Here is a 14,667-nt window from a genome sequence, read left to right as displayed (position 1 = left end):
ACACTCATACAATTTTTAGTTTTTTGAAAACTTAAATTTCTCTAGGGAAAAACAGAATGTTTTTGGTGGTGGGTTGATTGATATGCGCTGATAGAATTTGAGTTTCTGCGTCTTCCAACTTTATCTTTCTTCCGTCTCTTTTGAGCAAAAAAATCGGTTGTTTTTGATTATCATAAGGAAGCAAAGTTCTGCTGATTTGTTCCACCAATTGATCCCCATTTTCGATGCCAAATTTCTGATTGGCTCGTTCTATTTTTTCTAAAATTTCTGATTCTTCAAATTTTTGAGAAGAAAATACCGTTTTTGGGAATTTTCTCTGAACCACCGCTTTACAGAAATAACTCAACACAAAATCATCAGCATTTTGCCAAGTTTTTATCGCGCTCAGTACATCTGTATCATCCAATTGTGTAAAACGATTCACATCTTCTTCTGTCGCTTTTTCGAAATCAGTTTTGTACAAGAAATATTTCAAATTTCCGTAAGCTTCCACTTGTTTTCCTTCAGAAATAAGCTGTTTTGCTCTGCTCAAAATTTTCACCAAAAGATGTTCTGCCAAAGCCGATGTTTTATGATAGTAAACTTGCCAATACATAAACATTCTCGCTGTGAGGAAATTTTCAATTGAATAAACTCCTTTTTCATCAATCAGAAGTTCATCATCTTTCACATTCATCATCGAAATAATTCTCTGCGTGTTCACACTTCCTTCTGAAACTCCCGTAAAGAAACTGTCTCGCTTCAAATAATCCAACCTATCCACATCTAACTGTGAAGTAATCAATTGGTTAAAGAATTTACGATGGTATTTTCCTTGGAACATTTCTATCGCCAAATCTAACTCTCCATTAAACTCATCATTCAATTTTTTCATCAATAAAATCGAAAGTTTCTCGTGATGCCAATCTTCCATCAAAAGACTTTCTAAAGCGTGAGAATACGGACCATGACCTACATCGTGCAATAAAATGGCGAGAAGCGCCGCTTTTTCTTCTTCGTCTGAAATTTTTACATTTTTCAGTTTCAATGTTTCTAGCGCCGTAAACATGAGATGCATTGCACCTAAAGCATGATGAAATCTGGTATGAGTAGCTCCTGGAAAAACTAAACTCAACAATCCTGTTTGAGAAATTCTGCGCAATCTCTGAAAATAACGATGCTCTAACACATCATACAAAATTTCGTAAGGAATTTTTATAAAACCATGAACTGGGTCATTGATAATTTTGAGTTTATTGGTGCTCATTTGAATAGATAAATGATGATTGATAAATGATTTTTCAAATTTACGGAAATTTAGTTTAACAGATTTTTAATTCATCTAATGCTTTACGACTTCTTCTGTGACAAAAAATAAAATAAGTTTTTAATTATAAAATTTAAAGTTCTTACCATGAAAGTTTACAGTATTATTACGCATCAATTAGCTGTAATTATTTCACCTTTTTTTGTCTTTTTTGAGACATTTGTTCGAATCAAGTTCGAATCAGCTTCGAATCAGCTTCGGAAAAAGGGTACTTTTTGCGAACAAAACTCGAGTTTGACTGCCACTTGATTCAACTCAAACCCTTATTTGTTTTCTTCAAAATGCCATATAAAGTTCTGGGTATAATAAGCAAGCATCTTGCCTTTATCCTGCAAGTAAAATGCAAGCAGACATTCATTACCCTTTCCTTATACATTCCTTTGACATTCCTTTGACATTGCTTTGGGTTAGGTGGTGTTTCGTCCTAAAATAACTATACAACCGTTTAGTTATATTTTAAATTGCGCATTTTGTGTAGATTAAAAAAATAGAGTGCAATAAATTCTATAAATCTCTATACGAAATACGAAACCAAATATATACAAAAAACACTGAATATATAGCATGTAGTCAAAATTTATCAAAAAATTTGCACTTTCGCAAAACTTTCGTATATTTGGGTGTTATCTGCTATTTTAAAAGAACCGACCTGCATCAAAAGTCAACTTTTCAATACTATTTTTTCTATCTCATTGACAGCAGATTGCAATTCTTCTTCATTCATTGAAGCAAATCCAAAACGAAATGCATTCAATTCATTATCCAGTCGAACTATCTTAAAGAACGGATTTGACACTAATTTATCTACCGAAAATGATTTGTTAAACGTAATCCAAACAGCCATTCCACCAGACGGCAACCGGTAGGTTATATATTTTGACAATTGATTTTTTAGTAAATTATCCAAAAAATCTCTACGCTCGTGGTAACATTTTTTAGCTTTTTTGAGGTGCCTTTTCAATTCGCCATCTTTTATCAAAGTAGCTAATGCATTTTGCATATATCCATCACCACCCACGTCAATAATTTTTCTGAAAGAGGAGCATTGGTCAATAAAATTTTTCGGAGCAACCATAAAACCCAGTCGCAGAGCAGGGTCTAAAATTTTAGAAAAAGAGCCAATATAAATCACATTACCATTGTGATTGGCACTTGCCAAAGGCAAATATGGCGAAGATAAATAGTGATAATCGTAATCATAATCATCTTCGATAATGGCAAACGAAAACTTCTTTGAAAGTTCAAGTAATTTCATTCTTCGTTCTACGCTCAAAGTAACCGTTGTTGGATAATGATGATGTGGAACAACATAAACAGCATTTATTTTTTTCTTTTTACAAATTTGCTCGATTTCATCGGTATCAATTCCGTTATCATCAATATTAACTTCGATAAGCTTCGCCCCCGTTTCTTGAAAAGTTTTGTTTGCAACAGGATAATTTGGCTTGGCTACGACAATGTTTGCGTGTTCATTTAAAAGTAGTCGTGCCGAAAGATAAATGCTCATTTGTGCACCGTGCGTAATCAAAATATTATCCGCAGAAATATTTAATCCTCTCGTTTCTGACAAATATTTAGTCAACTCTTCCCGAAGCATCAATGTTCCTTGTGTTGTTCCGATATGAGCTTTTTTTATGGCAGATTTTCGAGAAGTAAACGAGCGATATGTTTTCAATAAATCATTTATCGGAGAAAGTCGAACATCTGGGTGTCCATCATCTACAATGATTTCAGGAACAGAATTATCAGTTTTCATAACATCTCGAACCACCCGAAAAGGAATATTAAAATCTTGTTCATAAGAAGATTTTTCAGTTGGTTCATTCCATTTTTTTGGCTTTAGTACGGGTAAATTTTCTGCCACTATCACATATTTTCTTGGATATACGGTTATCCATTCTTGTGCTTGTAATTCGTCATAAGCCGAAACAACTGTTTTTCTATGAACTTGTAACATTCGAGCCAACTCACGACTACTCAATAAATGTGTTCCAGCTTTCAAAGTACCGTTTCTGATAGCGTTGATGATTGAAATAGCAATCTGTTTGTAAACAGGAACTTTGCTTTCTTTTTCTATAATGATAATATGTTGATATGGCAACATTCTGGACTATCTTTTATTTAAAAATTGGACTACAAATATAGTCCAATTAAAATTTAATTTTGCCATATCATTTAAAAATAATTAGAAACAATGGAGTACAACATCAAAAAAGTAGGTCTAAACGATTTAGACACAGCAGCAGAATTATTTAACCTTTATCGGGTTTTCTACCGTCAAGCAGACGATTACGAAAAATGCAAACAGTTCATTAAGGAACGGTTAGACAACGACCAATCAAACATTTTTGTGGTGTATGCAGACGGCAAAGCAGTTGGTTTTGTGCAGTTGTATAAATTGTATCATTACATCAAATTAGCAAAACAATGGTTATTGAGCGATTTATTTGTACACCCCAATTACAGAGGTAAAGGGCTTTCGGTAGCATTGATAGACCAAGCAAAACAATGGTGTGATGAAACAGGTGCTTGTGGACTAATGCTTGAAACCGAAAAAGCAAACGACATAGGCAATAAATTATATCCACGTTGCGGTTTTGAATATGACGGAAATCACAACTATTACTATTGGTGGAAATAACGAAATGGACGGACTTAATCGGTTCGTCCTTTTCAAAAAAATGGTCGGGTGGTCGAGTGGTTAGACAAGGGTACGCAATATCTTTTACAGTGGTTCAAATCCATTCCCGACCTCTTTTCATAAATCTGAAAAATGAAAGAACAAATTTTCAAAAATATTCAAAGCGTTTTGGAGCAAATAAATAATGCCTGTAAGCAAAGCAACAGAAATCCTAATGAAGTAAAATTGCTTTTGGCAACCAAAACCGTACCTGCCGAACGTATAAAAAAGGCATTACAAGTAGGACATACACTAATAGCAGAAAACAAGGTACAGGAACTTAAAGAGAAATACGAGCCATTAAAAGAAATTCTGCACACCAATCATTTCATTGGACATTTGCAGACCAACAAAATCAAAGACCTTTTAAGATACAATGTGTCTTGCATTCAGTCGCTTGATCGTTTGGATTTGGCAGAAAAACTACACCAAAGGTTACAGTATGAGAACAAAACGATAGAAGTATTGATACAGGTAAATACTTCGTTTGAAGAAAGCAAATTTGGCGTTCAACCCGACAATGTCATAGAATTAGTAAAGCAAGTAGCACAGTTTGAAACCTTAAAAATAAAAGGCTTAATGACAATAGGTCTGTTTAGTGCGGAAACCGAAAAAGTCAGAGAATGTTTCAAATTGCTAAAAAATATTCAACAGCAAATTATTGCTTTAAATATTCCTAATGTAGAAATGCAGGAATTATCAATGGGTATGAGTGGCGATATGGAAACAGCCATTGCGGAGGGAGCAACGATTATAAGAGTGGGTACAGCAATCTTCGGACAAAGAATTCATTCTGATAGCTATTATTGGAATGAAAACAAATAAAAACAGCAGATAACAGCGGTTTGCATAAATGGCGAAATATGTGGTAAATTCACGTTTATTTTTCGCAAGAAATTTTATCTTAGCGGAAAAATCTCGGTTACGAAGTTCGCCACTTCTGCAAGCCGCAAAACGATGTGGCAAAATCCGCTCCGCTCCTTTTGCCACATCGGTTCGGCGGATTACATCCGCAGATGTTGCTCGTCGCTACGCGAACTTCGCACATCTGTGAATTTGCTAAATCCCAAGAACGGAAGCAAACTTCCTTCTCGGGACTTCGCAAATCCGCCGAACCGTTATGGTTAATGTTTTCGAAAATGTCGTAAAAAGAAAAACTTTATTTTATCTAAAAATGTTATTTTAATATTACGTAATATATCTTCAGCTTCTTTTTGTCTTTGGTAAACATTTTCTATAAACAAACACTCTTGCATATTTTTTTCATCCACATATTCCCATTCTATTATATCAAAATGAGATAAATGTGCGTTTTGTAATGGATGAGTAAGATTTGTATATCTATAACCTACTTCTGATAAGATAGCTTCACTTATTCCGTATTTAGTTCTTACTCTTATTGGTAAATTTGAATAAGGTATATATTTTCTATATTCTATCATTGTTTTAGAATTTTAAAAACACTAACCATAACACTGCATTGTAGCAATTGTGGGTTTAGGCTTAATTAATAATTTGTTTTTACTCGGTTAGTTTTAGTCTTAAATCGAAACATTACGCCAGTCTAACCACAACTGACTACAATGCTTTAACGTTGTGCGAAACTCTATCCAAAAAAAAGCAAAAAAATGTTGTATAAAATACCAATAATTGGCTTCTTTGATAAAAAAAGATTATGGCACGAAATACTTCAATTTTATTAGGCGACAATTTTGAAAACTTCATTAACGAGCAAATAGCTTCTGGTAAATACAACTCTGTAAGTGAAGTTGTTAGAACTGCTTTGAGAATTTTTGAACATGAAGAAAACAAAACAAAATCTTTAATCAACGAACTTAAAATAGGAGAAAAAAGTGCAAAGATTAAAAATTTTGATCGTAACAAAAATCTTGAACAACTTAAAGCAAACTTCGGAAAATAATGTCGAAATATATAATTAGCGAAAAAGCATTAGATGACATTAATAAAATCTGGATTTACACAGCAGAAAATTGGTCGATTGAACAAGCTGACCGATACTATAATTTAATTTTTGACGAAATTGAATATATAGTTGTCAATTTTGAAATTGCTCGTGACTTTGGAAACATTAGAAAAAACGACTCTATGTTGAATACAGTGGGTAATTAAATTTTAGTTTACTGCAAGTAAAGTAAATCATGTTGATAAAGTTGATTGTGTTTCTGTAACCCCTAGCTCTTTTTTTAGCGAGCTGAATTTTTGAGTTTATACCCTCAATTACACCATTATTTATTCTACTTTCGATGTAGTTTATAATTCCTGACCAATGCGCTTTTATTGTTTTTGATGCTTTTTGGAAAGATAAAATACCTGATTCATCTGCATAATCACACCAAAAAGCTAAATAGGTTTCTGCCTCAGTTTTTTCTTTTATATCCCAAAAATCTTTAAACATTTCAAGTAACTGGTAGCCTTGACCTAATTTAGGATATAATTCCATTAAAAAGTCTTTTTCAGATTTGATTTCAGGAGTTAATTTTGATTTAAGAAAGGTGTATTTATACCCTTTTAATAAATCGTTTCCTTTGCGTTCTAATTTTCGTAATTCGTCCATCGCTTTGTTTACTTCTTTGACTACATGGAATTTATCAAAAGTAATTTCCGCTTCTTGTAAATGTGTATTGCAACCTGATATAAATGCTGGTGACATATCTATACAAACCTGTTTAATCTCTGCAATTTCTACTTCTTTTTCTTTTAGATAATCAACACTCTTTTCAATACAATCGACTCCTTTACCCTCACAAGCAAACAGTACTCGTTTTTGCTCTAAATCAACCATATGAGTAATGTAATTATGTCCTTTTTTAACAGAAGTTTCATCAAAACCTATTTTGGTTAAAGAATCAATAACATCTTCTTTATGAGCAATAGAAATCCAATAATCAAAGACATTCCAAATTCTAGCAGGATAAACTTGTAGGAGTTTAGCAACTTTATTCACAGGCATTTCGTTTTCTATTAACAACATTGAAAAAGCTTCAAACAATAAGGTAAAACCGCTTCCTTTTCTTGCCCATGGAACTTCTTGGGTTTTAATTTTCCCATCAGACTGCATTACTCTTGGAACTTTAGCATGTAGATAACATTTATGCTGAAAAAAGTTAAGATGTTCCCATCGTCTTTCAACTGTATCATAAGCAGTATAATATTGTGTATCATCTGCTAAAAACAAATGACCTTTCTTAAAGCCTAAATAAACATCTAATTGAAGGCGTTCTTTGTCAAAAACAACTTCTTTAACATACCAAGGCTCTACTAAACCTAATGCTATGGAAAATATTTCTACTGAATTTTGCATAAACAAAAATAATATTTTTATATTTACCCATTATAAACAATATAGAACCTAAATTATAGAATTATGCTCAAATGGCTCGATGTAATTAAATATGCAAACAAAGGGAATCTTACACCAGATAAACGAGTAGAGAAAACCGACGAAGAATGGAAAGCTTTGCTAACAGAAGAACAATATTATATTACTAGGCAAAAAGGAACAGAAAGAGCTAATAGCTCGGATTTGTGTACTTTTTTCGAAGCAGGAAAATATACTTGCGTTTGTTGTGAAACTTTACTTTTTGATTCTGCAGAAAAATTTGATAGCGGAACAGGTTGGCCTTCTTTTACGCAACCCATAAAGGATAATGTGATTGCTTATTACAAAGATAGAAGCCATGGGATGTATCGAATTGAAACGACTTGCAACACTTGTGATGCACATTTGGGACATGTTTTTCAAGATGGTCCCATGCCTAGTGGATTGCGATATTGTATGAATGCATTGGCTTTGAAAAAAGTAGAAAGTATGGAAAGGAAAGCAACTTTTGGAGGGGGTTGTTTTTGGTGCACAGAAGCAATTTTTCAGAATTTAAAAGGGGTTGTTACAGTTGAAAGTGGCTATAGTGGAGGAAGAATTTCTAACCCTACCTATAGAGAAGTTTCCTCTGGGATAACTGGCCATGCAGAAGTGATTGAGTTTGCCTATAATCCTGCTGAAATATCCTATGAGGATTTGGTTAAAATTCATCTCACTACCCACAATCCAACAACACTAAATCAGCAAGGAGCAGATATGGGTACTCAATATAGAAGTGTAATTTTTTATAGAAATGAAGAAGAAAAAACAATTGCTCTAAATGTGATTAAGGAATTAAAAGCTACGTATGATGATATGATTGTTACAGAAGTTGCCATGTTTGAACACTTTTACCCTGCTGAAGACTACCATCAAAATTATTATAATGAGAATAGAGATCAAAACAGGTATTGTGCAGCAGTAATTAATCCGAAGTTGAGAAAATTCAAAGAGCTATATAAAGAAAAGTTGAAGTAATAATTTAAGTTTAAAAATAAAAGAATGATAGTCGCAGCGTTTAAATACAAGGTTAATCCAGAATTTCAAGAAGAATTTGAAGGATTGTATAGTTATGCAAGAAAACATGTTTCAATGATTGAAGGATATGATGGGCACGAAGTCTATAACGGAGAAAATGGTCATAACATGCTAGTTGTCTATTTTAAAGACAAAGATTCTTTTCTTATTTGGGATGAACACCCAGAACATAAAAAATATAAAGAGCGTGGGAAAACAGAAATTTTTGAAAGTTATGACGTTTCAGTAGGAGAAGTTTTTGAAAGACATACAAAATAATATATGAAGATTGATAATATTGTAAATAGCTCTGCAAAATGGACATTGATTGTAGGAGCCATATTAATTTTTGTGTTGCCATTCATGGTAACTTTTTTAAATATAGAATTTTTAGGGAAATATGGACCTGTTGGCGATACTATTGGAGGAATTACTTCTCCGATTTCTCAATTGTTAGGTTCTATTCTTATATACCTTGCTTTAAAAGCACAATTAGATGCTAATACTATTATTCAAAATCAAGTTAATGAAGACAATAAGCAGTCATTAATAAGACATGATTTGGAACAAATACATGAGTTGTATTCTTTTTTTCAAAATAACATCAAAAGCTTTAGCTATGATAAAGATTTTAGTGGTAGAAGCAGTTTAATTTTTGGAAAGAGAGCAATAAAACATTTTTTTCAAGATATTGAAGATATGAATGTTAATATTCATAATGATGATGATATTCTAAAAATTGACGGAGTTAGAGAAATATTGGGCATCATAAACAGTGCTAAATTAATTTTACAGAAAAACAAAATTTCAAAGCTAGTTAAAGAAGATAAGGAGTTTTATAATACATTAATTTATCACGAATTGGTTTTTAGCATTTTCCCTGCGAAAGAAATTGAAAATGAAGACCCATTAGCATTAAAAAAGTGTACCATTTGCGAAATTTATCATGGGAATTTTCCTCCTTTAATCTTTCATAAAATACAAGAACTTAAAAAAGAATTATAATACTAAAAAATACAGGCTCTATGTTGAATATAGTGGGTAGTTAAATTTTAGTTTACTGCAAGTAAAGTAAATCATGTTGATAAAATTAGTTGTGTTTCTATAACCTCTAGCTCTTTTTTTAGCGAGCTGAATTTTTGAGTTTATACCTTCAATTACACCATTATTTATTCTACTTTCGATGTAGTTTATAATTCCTGACCAATGTGCTTTTATTGTTTTTGATGCTTTTTGGAATGGATAAATTCCAGAATCATCTGCATAATCACACCAAAAAGCTAAATAGGTTTCTGCTTCTGCTTTTTGTTTTATATCCCAAAAATCTTTAAACATTTCGAGTAACTGGTAGCCTTGACCTAATTTAGGATATAATTCCATTAAAAAGTCTTTTTCTGATTTGATTTCAGGGGTTAATTTTGATTTAAGAAAGGTGTATTTATGCCCTTTTAATAAATCGTTTCCTTTGCGTTCTAATCTTCGTAATTCGTCCATTGCTTTGTTTACTTCTTTGACTACATGGAATTTATCAAAAGTAATTTCCGCTTCTTGTAAATGTGTATTGCAACCTGATATAAATGCTGGTGACATATCTATACAAACCTGTTTAATCTCTGCAATTTCTACTTCTTTTTCTTTTAGATAATCAACACTCTTTTCAATACAATCGACTCCTTTACCCTCACAAGCAAACAGTACTCGTTTTTGCTCTAAATCAACCATGTGAGTAATATAGTTATGTCCTTTTTTAACCGAAGTTTCATCAAAACCTATTTTGGTTAAAGAATCAATAACATCTTCTTTATGAGCGATAGAAATCCAATAATCAAAGACATTCCACAACCTTACTGGATAGACTTGTAAGATTTTAGCAACCTTATTTACAGGCATTTCGTTTTCTATTAGCAACATTGAAAATGCTTCAAATAAAAGGGTAAAACCGCTTCCTTTCCTTGCCCATGGTACTTATTGGGTCTTAATCTTTCCATCAGATTGTTTTACTCTTGGAACTTTTGCGTGTAAGTAACATTTATGCTGAAAAAAAATTAAGGTGTTCCCATCGTCTCTCAACAGTATCATACGCTGTATAATATTGATTATCATCCGCTAAAAACAAATGTCCTTTCTTAAATCCTAAATAAACATCTAATTGAAGGCGTTCTTTGTCAAAAACAACTTCTTTAACATACCAAGGCTCTATTAACCCTAATGCTATGGAAAATATTTCTACTGAATTTTGCATAAACAAAAATAATAATTTTATATTTACATATTATAAACAATATAGAACCGAAAAAACTATCGATGTTCAAAAATAAAATCCCATTTAATATTTTTCAAGAAAACGAAATCTAATGAAATAGAAGTTATAAGAGTTTTACATGAAAAAATGGATATTGAAAACCAACTTAACGAATAACAAGAGCTACGCACAACAGCAGTTTGGCAAAATGGCGGAAATGGTGCTAAAAAGAAAGTTCAGTTTTCAAAAGAGCTTTTGTGCTAAAAAGGAAGTAAGTGCTTCAAAATCCGCCACTTCGCCAAGCTGCAAAACGTTAGCAGAAATTTTATAAAAAAATAGTGTTAAAAATGAAAAAATTAACAATAATCCTAATTTTATTCTCAACATTTTTATTTTCTCAACAGTCAATTTTTTGGAAAATATCTAAAGATGATAGTGAAAGTTACATACTCGGAACTTACCATTATTTAGGCAAAGATTTTATAAATGAAAACAAAATTATTCTTGAAAAATTAAAACAATCAAAAATTGCACTATCTGAAAATATTGATTCAGCAAATATTTTCATAAATAAAAGGGACGAAAATTTAATACTCAAAAAACTTGACAAAAACGAGATTGAAACTATTAAAAATATTGTTCCAAACTATGTTGATGCAAAAAAGATGACTTTACGAGAACTAATAATTACAATTGATGGAAAAATTTCAAGTAAATTTTGTTTAACGGAAAAAGAAAAATCTGACAACATAAAAATGGATGATTATTTGAAAAAATATTCTCTTGAAAATAACTTAAAATTAGTTGGATTAGAGCCGACGAAAAACACTTTTGACTACATAAATAATTCATTATATTTGGGTGCTACAGATGAAAAATTATTACAAATTTTAAAGACTAAGATTATTTTATTAAATTCTGAAAAACAAAATCTCAATTGTTCTATAATAAATGAATATAGAACAAAAAAACACCTGTTTAATTTTACAAAAGAGAGGCAAGAAAAATTAATTACGGCAAGAAACAAAGATTGGATTGATAAGATAGATAATGCAATAAAACAAAATAAAAAGGTCTTTATTTTTGTTGGTCTTTTTCATTTGGACTTTAAAGATGGTTTATTAGAATTACTGAAAAAAAGAGATTATAAAATTGAAGAAATAGAACTAAAATAAAAAACTTCTGCTAATAACTAGAGTTTCGTTGCGTGCGGAGCACGAACAATGAAACTCCTGTTGAACCCTTCGGCTAGCTCAGGGCAGGCTCGCTTTGGGAGCTCTTTTCAGGAGTTATGGGGTTGTCGTAAAATTTTTAAATGATATTTGAAAGAGAACTGGTGGTTCTCTTTTTTTTGGGTAGTAGTTTTTGGCGGTTTTTTGTTGTTTTTAGGTGTTTTCCTTCACGTTTGGGCATAAAAACCCTTACCCAAAAGGCTATATTTTAGGCAATTTTAAGCTTTGGCTCCTCTCCAAAAACCATCTCGGTGGACCTCGCAAATCAAATGTCGCAATGGTGACTAAATTCCCTACTTTACAACAACTGCACTTGGGTGAAAATGGCTTTTTAATAGGTTTTTCTCTCGGTATGACGCCTAAATTTTGTTGCAGGGTTTTTAGTTTTTTGCGTTTCCATGTGCTGCTCAAAAAACCGTAATGACGGATTTTTACCAATCTTTTTGGCAAAATATGAAGCGTAAATCTTCGGATAAATTCCTCGTGACTCAGCGTCATTTGCTTTCTAAGGCCTTTCTGTCGGTAATCTTTGTAATCGAAGGTTACATTTTCTGCATCTATATTTCTTATTCTATGATTGCTAATCGCGATTTTGTGCGTGTATCTCCCCAAATATTCTACCACAGATTTTGGGCTTCCAAAAGGCTTTTTGGCAAAAACTACCCAATCTTTTTCCCAAAGACTTTGTCTGATTTTTGGATATTCTTCAAGGTTTTTAACTTTCAGTTTCTCACAAAATTTAGCCCTGAAAACTTTACTCAATGCCTTTACCGAGAACAAAAATTTACCATCACTTCTGATGTTTTTCCATACTCCATTCTCATCCACGCCTCCACCCGGAACAATGCAGTGCACGTGCGGATGAAGACTTAAATTCTGTCCCCAAGTATGAAGCACAACTATCATTCCCATACTCAACCCTTTGTTTTTGCCAAACGTTTGAAGCGTTTCCCAAGCGGTTTCAAACAAGGTATCATACAGCATCTTTGGCTCGTGAAGTGCGGTGTTGTTCAACACTTCTGGTAATGTAAAAACCACATGAAAATACGGCACAGGAAGCAGCTCTGTTTCCCGATTTTCAATCCATTGTTCCCGATTCCGCCCTTGACATTTTGGGCAGTGGCGATTTCGACAAGAGTTGTAGCTGATGCTGATGTTTCCGCACTCGTCACACGCATCGATATGCCCGCCCAAAGCCGAAGTTCTGCACTTTTTTAAGGCAAATAGAGTTCTTAACTGCCATGCATTGAATCCTAAATCTTCTAGTTTGTCTCCTAATCTGTTTAAAATATCGGCTATTTCATATTGAGGCTGTGGTTGAGATTGAGATTGAGACTGAGATTGAGTGGATGGTTTTCTTATGGCTTTAAAACCTCTCATTTCTTCCCAAATTCTGAAAACAAGATATCTAATGGACTGTAGAGTTTTTGCGTTGACAGTTGGGCTATTTGAAGGTAAACCATCGTGGCTTCTATATTTTCGTGACCCAAGAGATTTTTGATGCTCAGAATATCCATTCCGTCTTCTAAAAGATGCGTGGCAAAACTATGACGAAGCGTGTGTACACTCACTTCTTTCATTATTTTTGCAGATTTCGAGGCTTGTTTTACTGCCCACTGTACGCCACGTTGTGAGTATCTAGAATCAAACATTCCACCGGCTCTGCCTTCTCTAGGCATCCCGAAGAGATAATCTTGGGGTTTTTCGGCTTCGATGTATTTTTTTAAGCCTCTTATTAAATGTTCAGACAAAGGGACATAGCGGTCTTTGCTTCCTTTGCCTTGTACTACTTTCAGCTGTTTTCTATCAAAATCTAAGTCTTTGAGCTGTACATTTCTTACTTCCATGCAACGCAGTCCACAGCCGTACAACAGCCCTATGAGCATTTTGTGTTTCAGAAGTTGGCACGTGCTCAGCAGTCGCCATACTTCTTCTTTGCTGAGAACTACGGGTAGTTTTTTCTCTTTTTTAATCTCTGGAAGACTCAAGTAAGAATAAGGCAATCCTTCGGATTTTAAAAGGAATCTTAATCCATAAACCGTATGTTTAAAGTACGATTGTGACGGGGTTTTTGATTTTTTTTGGAGGTAATAAAGGTAATCTTGAATTTGCTCAGCATCGAGCTCTGTGGGGATTTTGCCAAAATATAGCGATAGTGATGCTACGTGTCTAAAGTAATTGTTGAAGGTGCTTTGGCTTCTGCCTAAAACCGAAACTGTGCGCTGGAAGCGGTACAATAGTTCTGAAAAGCCGGGTACTTCGCGCTTCGCTTGGTTGAGGATTTTGTTTTCTCTGAGCGATTCTAAAAGCTTTTTTTTGTTGCCATTTTTCTAAATTTTTATTATTTTTACAAAGTAACTAAATTTTGCGATAGCAAATGCTACCGAAGGTTTAGTTCAACAGTGTATTGGCAAAAGACGGGGTGAATATTGTCTTTGAGAATTCAGTTAACAATATCCGCAAAAATGCTTTTCATATTTCTTTTTTTATTAATTTAGAAATCTGAAAAAGCATTTTGCTCAGGTTCGGTCTTCCTTTGAAATTGTCAGCAAAGTAGCCCGTCCTTCGCCAATACTTTTTCCGATGTGGCAAAATCCGCTCCGCTCCTTTTGCCACATCGGTTCGGCGGATTACATCCGCAGATGTTGCTCGTCGCTACGCGAACTTCGCACATCTGTGAATTTGCTAAATCCCAAGAACGGAAGCAAACTTCCTTCTCGGGACTTCGCAAATCCGCCGAACCGACGTTACCCAACATAATAAAGAAAGGACAGCGTATAATTAAAATCAATAAATTCAGTATTTTTGAGA

At 33.3% G+C, this 14,667-nt stretch carries 17 protein-coding genes and 1 tRNA gene; 10 read left to right on the top strand and 8 right to left on the bottom strand.

The features are described from left to right. Positions 1 to 31: 31 nt before the first annotated feature. Together KKQ76_RS02150 and pdxR are read right to left on the bottom strand one after the other, a co-directional pair. Entirely contained in the window at positions 32 to 1,246 is a 1,215-nt protein-coding gene (locus KKQ76_RS02150; RefSeq protein ID WP_069798092.1) for an HD domain-containing protein, read from the bottom strand. 721 nt (positions 1,247 to 1,967) lie between these two features. Next, positions 1,968 to 3,410: a MocR-like pyridoxine biosynthesis transcription factor PdxR gene (gene pdxR, locus KKQ76_RS02145; RefSeq protein WP_213195621.1), complete on the bottom strand. Its 1,443-nt coding sequence runs from the start codon at positions 3,408 to 3,410 to the stop codon at positions 1,968 to 1,970. Between the two features lie 90 nt (positions 3,411 to 3,500). Here pdxR and KKQ76_RS02140 point away from each other — a divergent pair, with 90 nt between their 5' ends. The 3 genes from KKQ76_RS02140 (at position 3,501) to KKQ76_RS02130 (ending at position 4,811) form a co-directional block, all read left to right on the top strand. Then, complete coding sequence (locus tag KKQ76_RS02140) at positions 3,501 to 3,947, top strand: GNAT family N-acetyltransferase (RefSeq protein ID WP_213195620.1); 447 nt, start codon at positions 3,501 to 3,503, stop codon at positions 3,945 to 3,947. Between the two features lie 42 nt (positions 3,948 to 3,989). Further along, positions 3,990 to 4,060, top strand: a tRNA-Cys gene (locus KKQ76_RS02135). Positions 4,061 to 4,079: 19 nt separating this feature from the next. Further along, positions 4,080 to 4,811, top strand: coding sequence for a YggS family pyridoxal phosphate-dependent enzyme (locus tag KKQ76_RS02130; RefSeq protein WP_213195619.1), 732 nt, complete (start codon positions 4,080 to 4,082; stop codon positions 4,809 to 4,811). Between the two features lie 299 nt (positions 4,812 to 5,110). Here the strand turns inward: KKQ76_RS02130 and KKQ76_RS02125 are convergent, their stop codons facing one another. Further along, the gene (locus KKQ76_RS02125; RefSeq protein WP_213195618.1) at positions 5,111 to 5,428 is read right to left on the bottom strand and encodes a hypothetical protein; all 318 of its coding nucleotides are present in this window, start codon (positions 5,426 to 5,428) and stop codon (positions 5,111 to 5,113) included. 233 nt (positions 5,429 to 5,661) lie between these two features. Between KKQ76_RS02125 and KKQ76_RS02120 the strand changes: the two genes are divergently transcribed. Together KKQ76_RS02120 and KKQ76_RS02115 are read left to right on the top strand one after the other, a co-directional pair. Then, positions 5,662 to 5,907, top strand: a complete 246-nt coding sequence (locus tag KKQ76_RS02120) for a type II toxin-antitoxin system ParD family antitoxin (protein ID WP_213195617.1) — start codon at positions 5,662 to 5,664, stop codon at positions 5,905 to 5,907. After that, a complete protein-coding gene (locus KKQ76_RS02115; RefSeq protein WP_094745968.1) occupies positions 5,907 to 6,116 on the top strand; it encodes a type II toxin-antitoxin system RelE/ParE family toxin in 210 nt (69 codons plus the stop codon). The genes KKQ76_RS02120 and KKQ76_RS02115 overlap by 1 nt, the downstream gene beginning before the upstream one ends. Here KKQ76_RS02115 and KKQ76_RS02110 read toward each other — a convergent pair. Then, the gene (locus KKQ76_RS02110; RefSeq protein WP_213195616.1) at positions 6,091 to 7,308 is read right to left on the bottom strand and encodes an ISL3 family transposase; all 1,218 of its coding nucleotides are present in this window, start codon (positions 7,306 to 7,308) and stop codon (positions 6,091 to 6,093) included. The genes KKQ76_RS02115 and KKQ76_RS02110 overlap by 26 nt on opposite strands. 63 nt (positions 7,309 to 7,371) lie before the next feature. On the opposite strand from KKQ76_RS02110, the gene KKQ76_RS02105 reads away from it, so the two are divergent. The 3 genes from KKQ76_RS02105 to KKQ76_RS02095 are packed head-to-tail and all read left to right on the top strand — an operon-like array spanning position 7,372 to position 9,387. Next, the gene (locus KKQ76_RS02105; protein ID WP_070562204.1) at positions 7,372 to 8,343 is read left to right on the top strand and encodes a bifunctional methionine sulfoxide reductase B/A protein; all 972 of its coding nucleotides are present in this window, start codon (positions 7,372 to 7,374) and stop codon (positions 8,341 to 8,343) included. A gap of 24 nt (positions 8,344 to 8,367) precedes the next feature. Further along, a complete protein-coding gene (locus KKQ76_RS02100) occupies positions 8,368 to 8,661 on the top strand; it encodes an antibiotic biosynthesis monooxygenase family protein (RefSeq protein WP_070562206.1) in 294 nt (97 codons plus the stop codon). A gap of 3 nt (positions 8,662 to 8,664) precedes the next feature. Then, complete coding sequence (locus tag KKQ76_RS02095; RefSeq protein ID WP_070562209.1) at positions 8,665 to 9,387, top strand: hypothetical protein; 723 nt, start codon at positions 8,665 to 8,667, stop codon at positions 9,385 to 9,387. Positions 9,388 to 9,405: 18 nt separating this feature from the next. On the opposite strand, the gene KKQ76_RS02090 is transcribed toward KKQ76_RS02095, so the two are convergent. Continuing rightward, complete coding sequence (locus KKQ76_RS02090; RefSeq protein ID WP_246501316.1) at positions 9,406 to 10,293, bottom strand: ISL3 family transposase; 888 nt, start codon at positions 10,291 to 10,293, stop codon at positions 9,406 to 9,408. A 118-nt stretch (positions 10,294 to 10,411) separates the two neighbouring features. Then, positions 10,412 to 10,624, bottom strand: a complete 213-nt coding sequence (locus KKQ76_RS12675) for a hypothetical protein (RefSeq protein WP_246501314.1) — start codon at positions 10,622 to 10,624, stop codon at positions 10,412 to 10,414. A 139-nt stretch (positions 10,625 to 10,763) separates the two neighbouring features. Between KKQ76_RS12675 and KKQ76_RS02085 the strand changes: the two genes are divergently transcribed. Both KKQ76_RS02085 and KKQ76_RS02080 read left to right on the top strand, forming a co-directional pair. Further along, positions 10,764 to 10,955 (top strand): hypothetical protein, encoded by a 192-nt coding sequence (locus KKQ76_RS02085; RefSeq protein ID WP_213195615.1) that lies wholly within the window; start codon positions 10,764 to 10,766, stop codon positions 10,953 to 10,955. A gap of 16 nt (positions 10,956 to 10,971) precedes the next feature. After that, positions 10,972 to 11,799: a TraB/GumN family protein gene (locus KKQ76_RS02080; RefSeq protein ID WP_213195614.1), complete on the top strand. Its 828-nt coding sequence runs from the start codon at positions 10,972 to 10,974 to the stop codon at positions 11,797 to 11,799. Between the two features lie 258 nt (positions 11,800 to 12,057). Here the strand turns inward: KKQ76_RS02080 and KKQ76_RS02075 are convergent, their stop codons facing one another. After that, entirely contained in the window at positions 12,058 to 13,236 is a 1,179-nt protein-coding gene (locus KKQ76_RS02075) for an IS91 family transposase (protein WP_213195613.1), read from the bottom strand. After that, positions 13,233 to 14,093, bottom strand: coding sequence for a tyrosine-type recombinase/integrase (locus KKQ76_RS02070; protein ID WP_213195612.1), 861 nt, complete (start codon positions 14,091 to 14,093; stop codon positions 13,233 to 13,235). Before KKQ76_RS02070 ends, KKQ76_RS02075 begins: the two co-directional genes overlap by 4 nt. Between the last annotated feature and the right edge of the window lie 574 nt (positions 14,094 to 14,667).

Source organism: Cloacibacterium caeni (assembly GCF_907163105.1).
Classification (GTDB): domain Bacteria; phylum Bacteroidota; class Bacteroidia; order Flavobacteriales; family Weeksellaceae; genus Cloacibacterium; species Cloacibacterium caeni_A.
The sequence above is the reverse complement of the archived record's forward strand: the minus strand, read 5'-3'. Positions and strand labels throughout refer to the sequence as shown.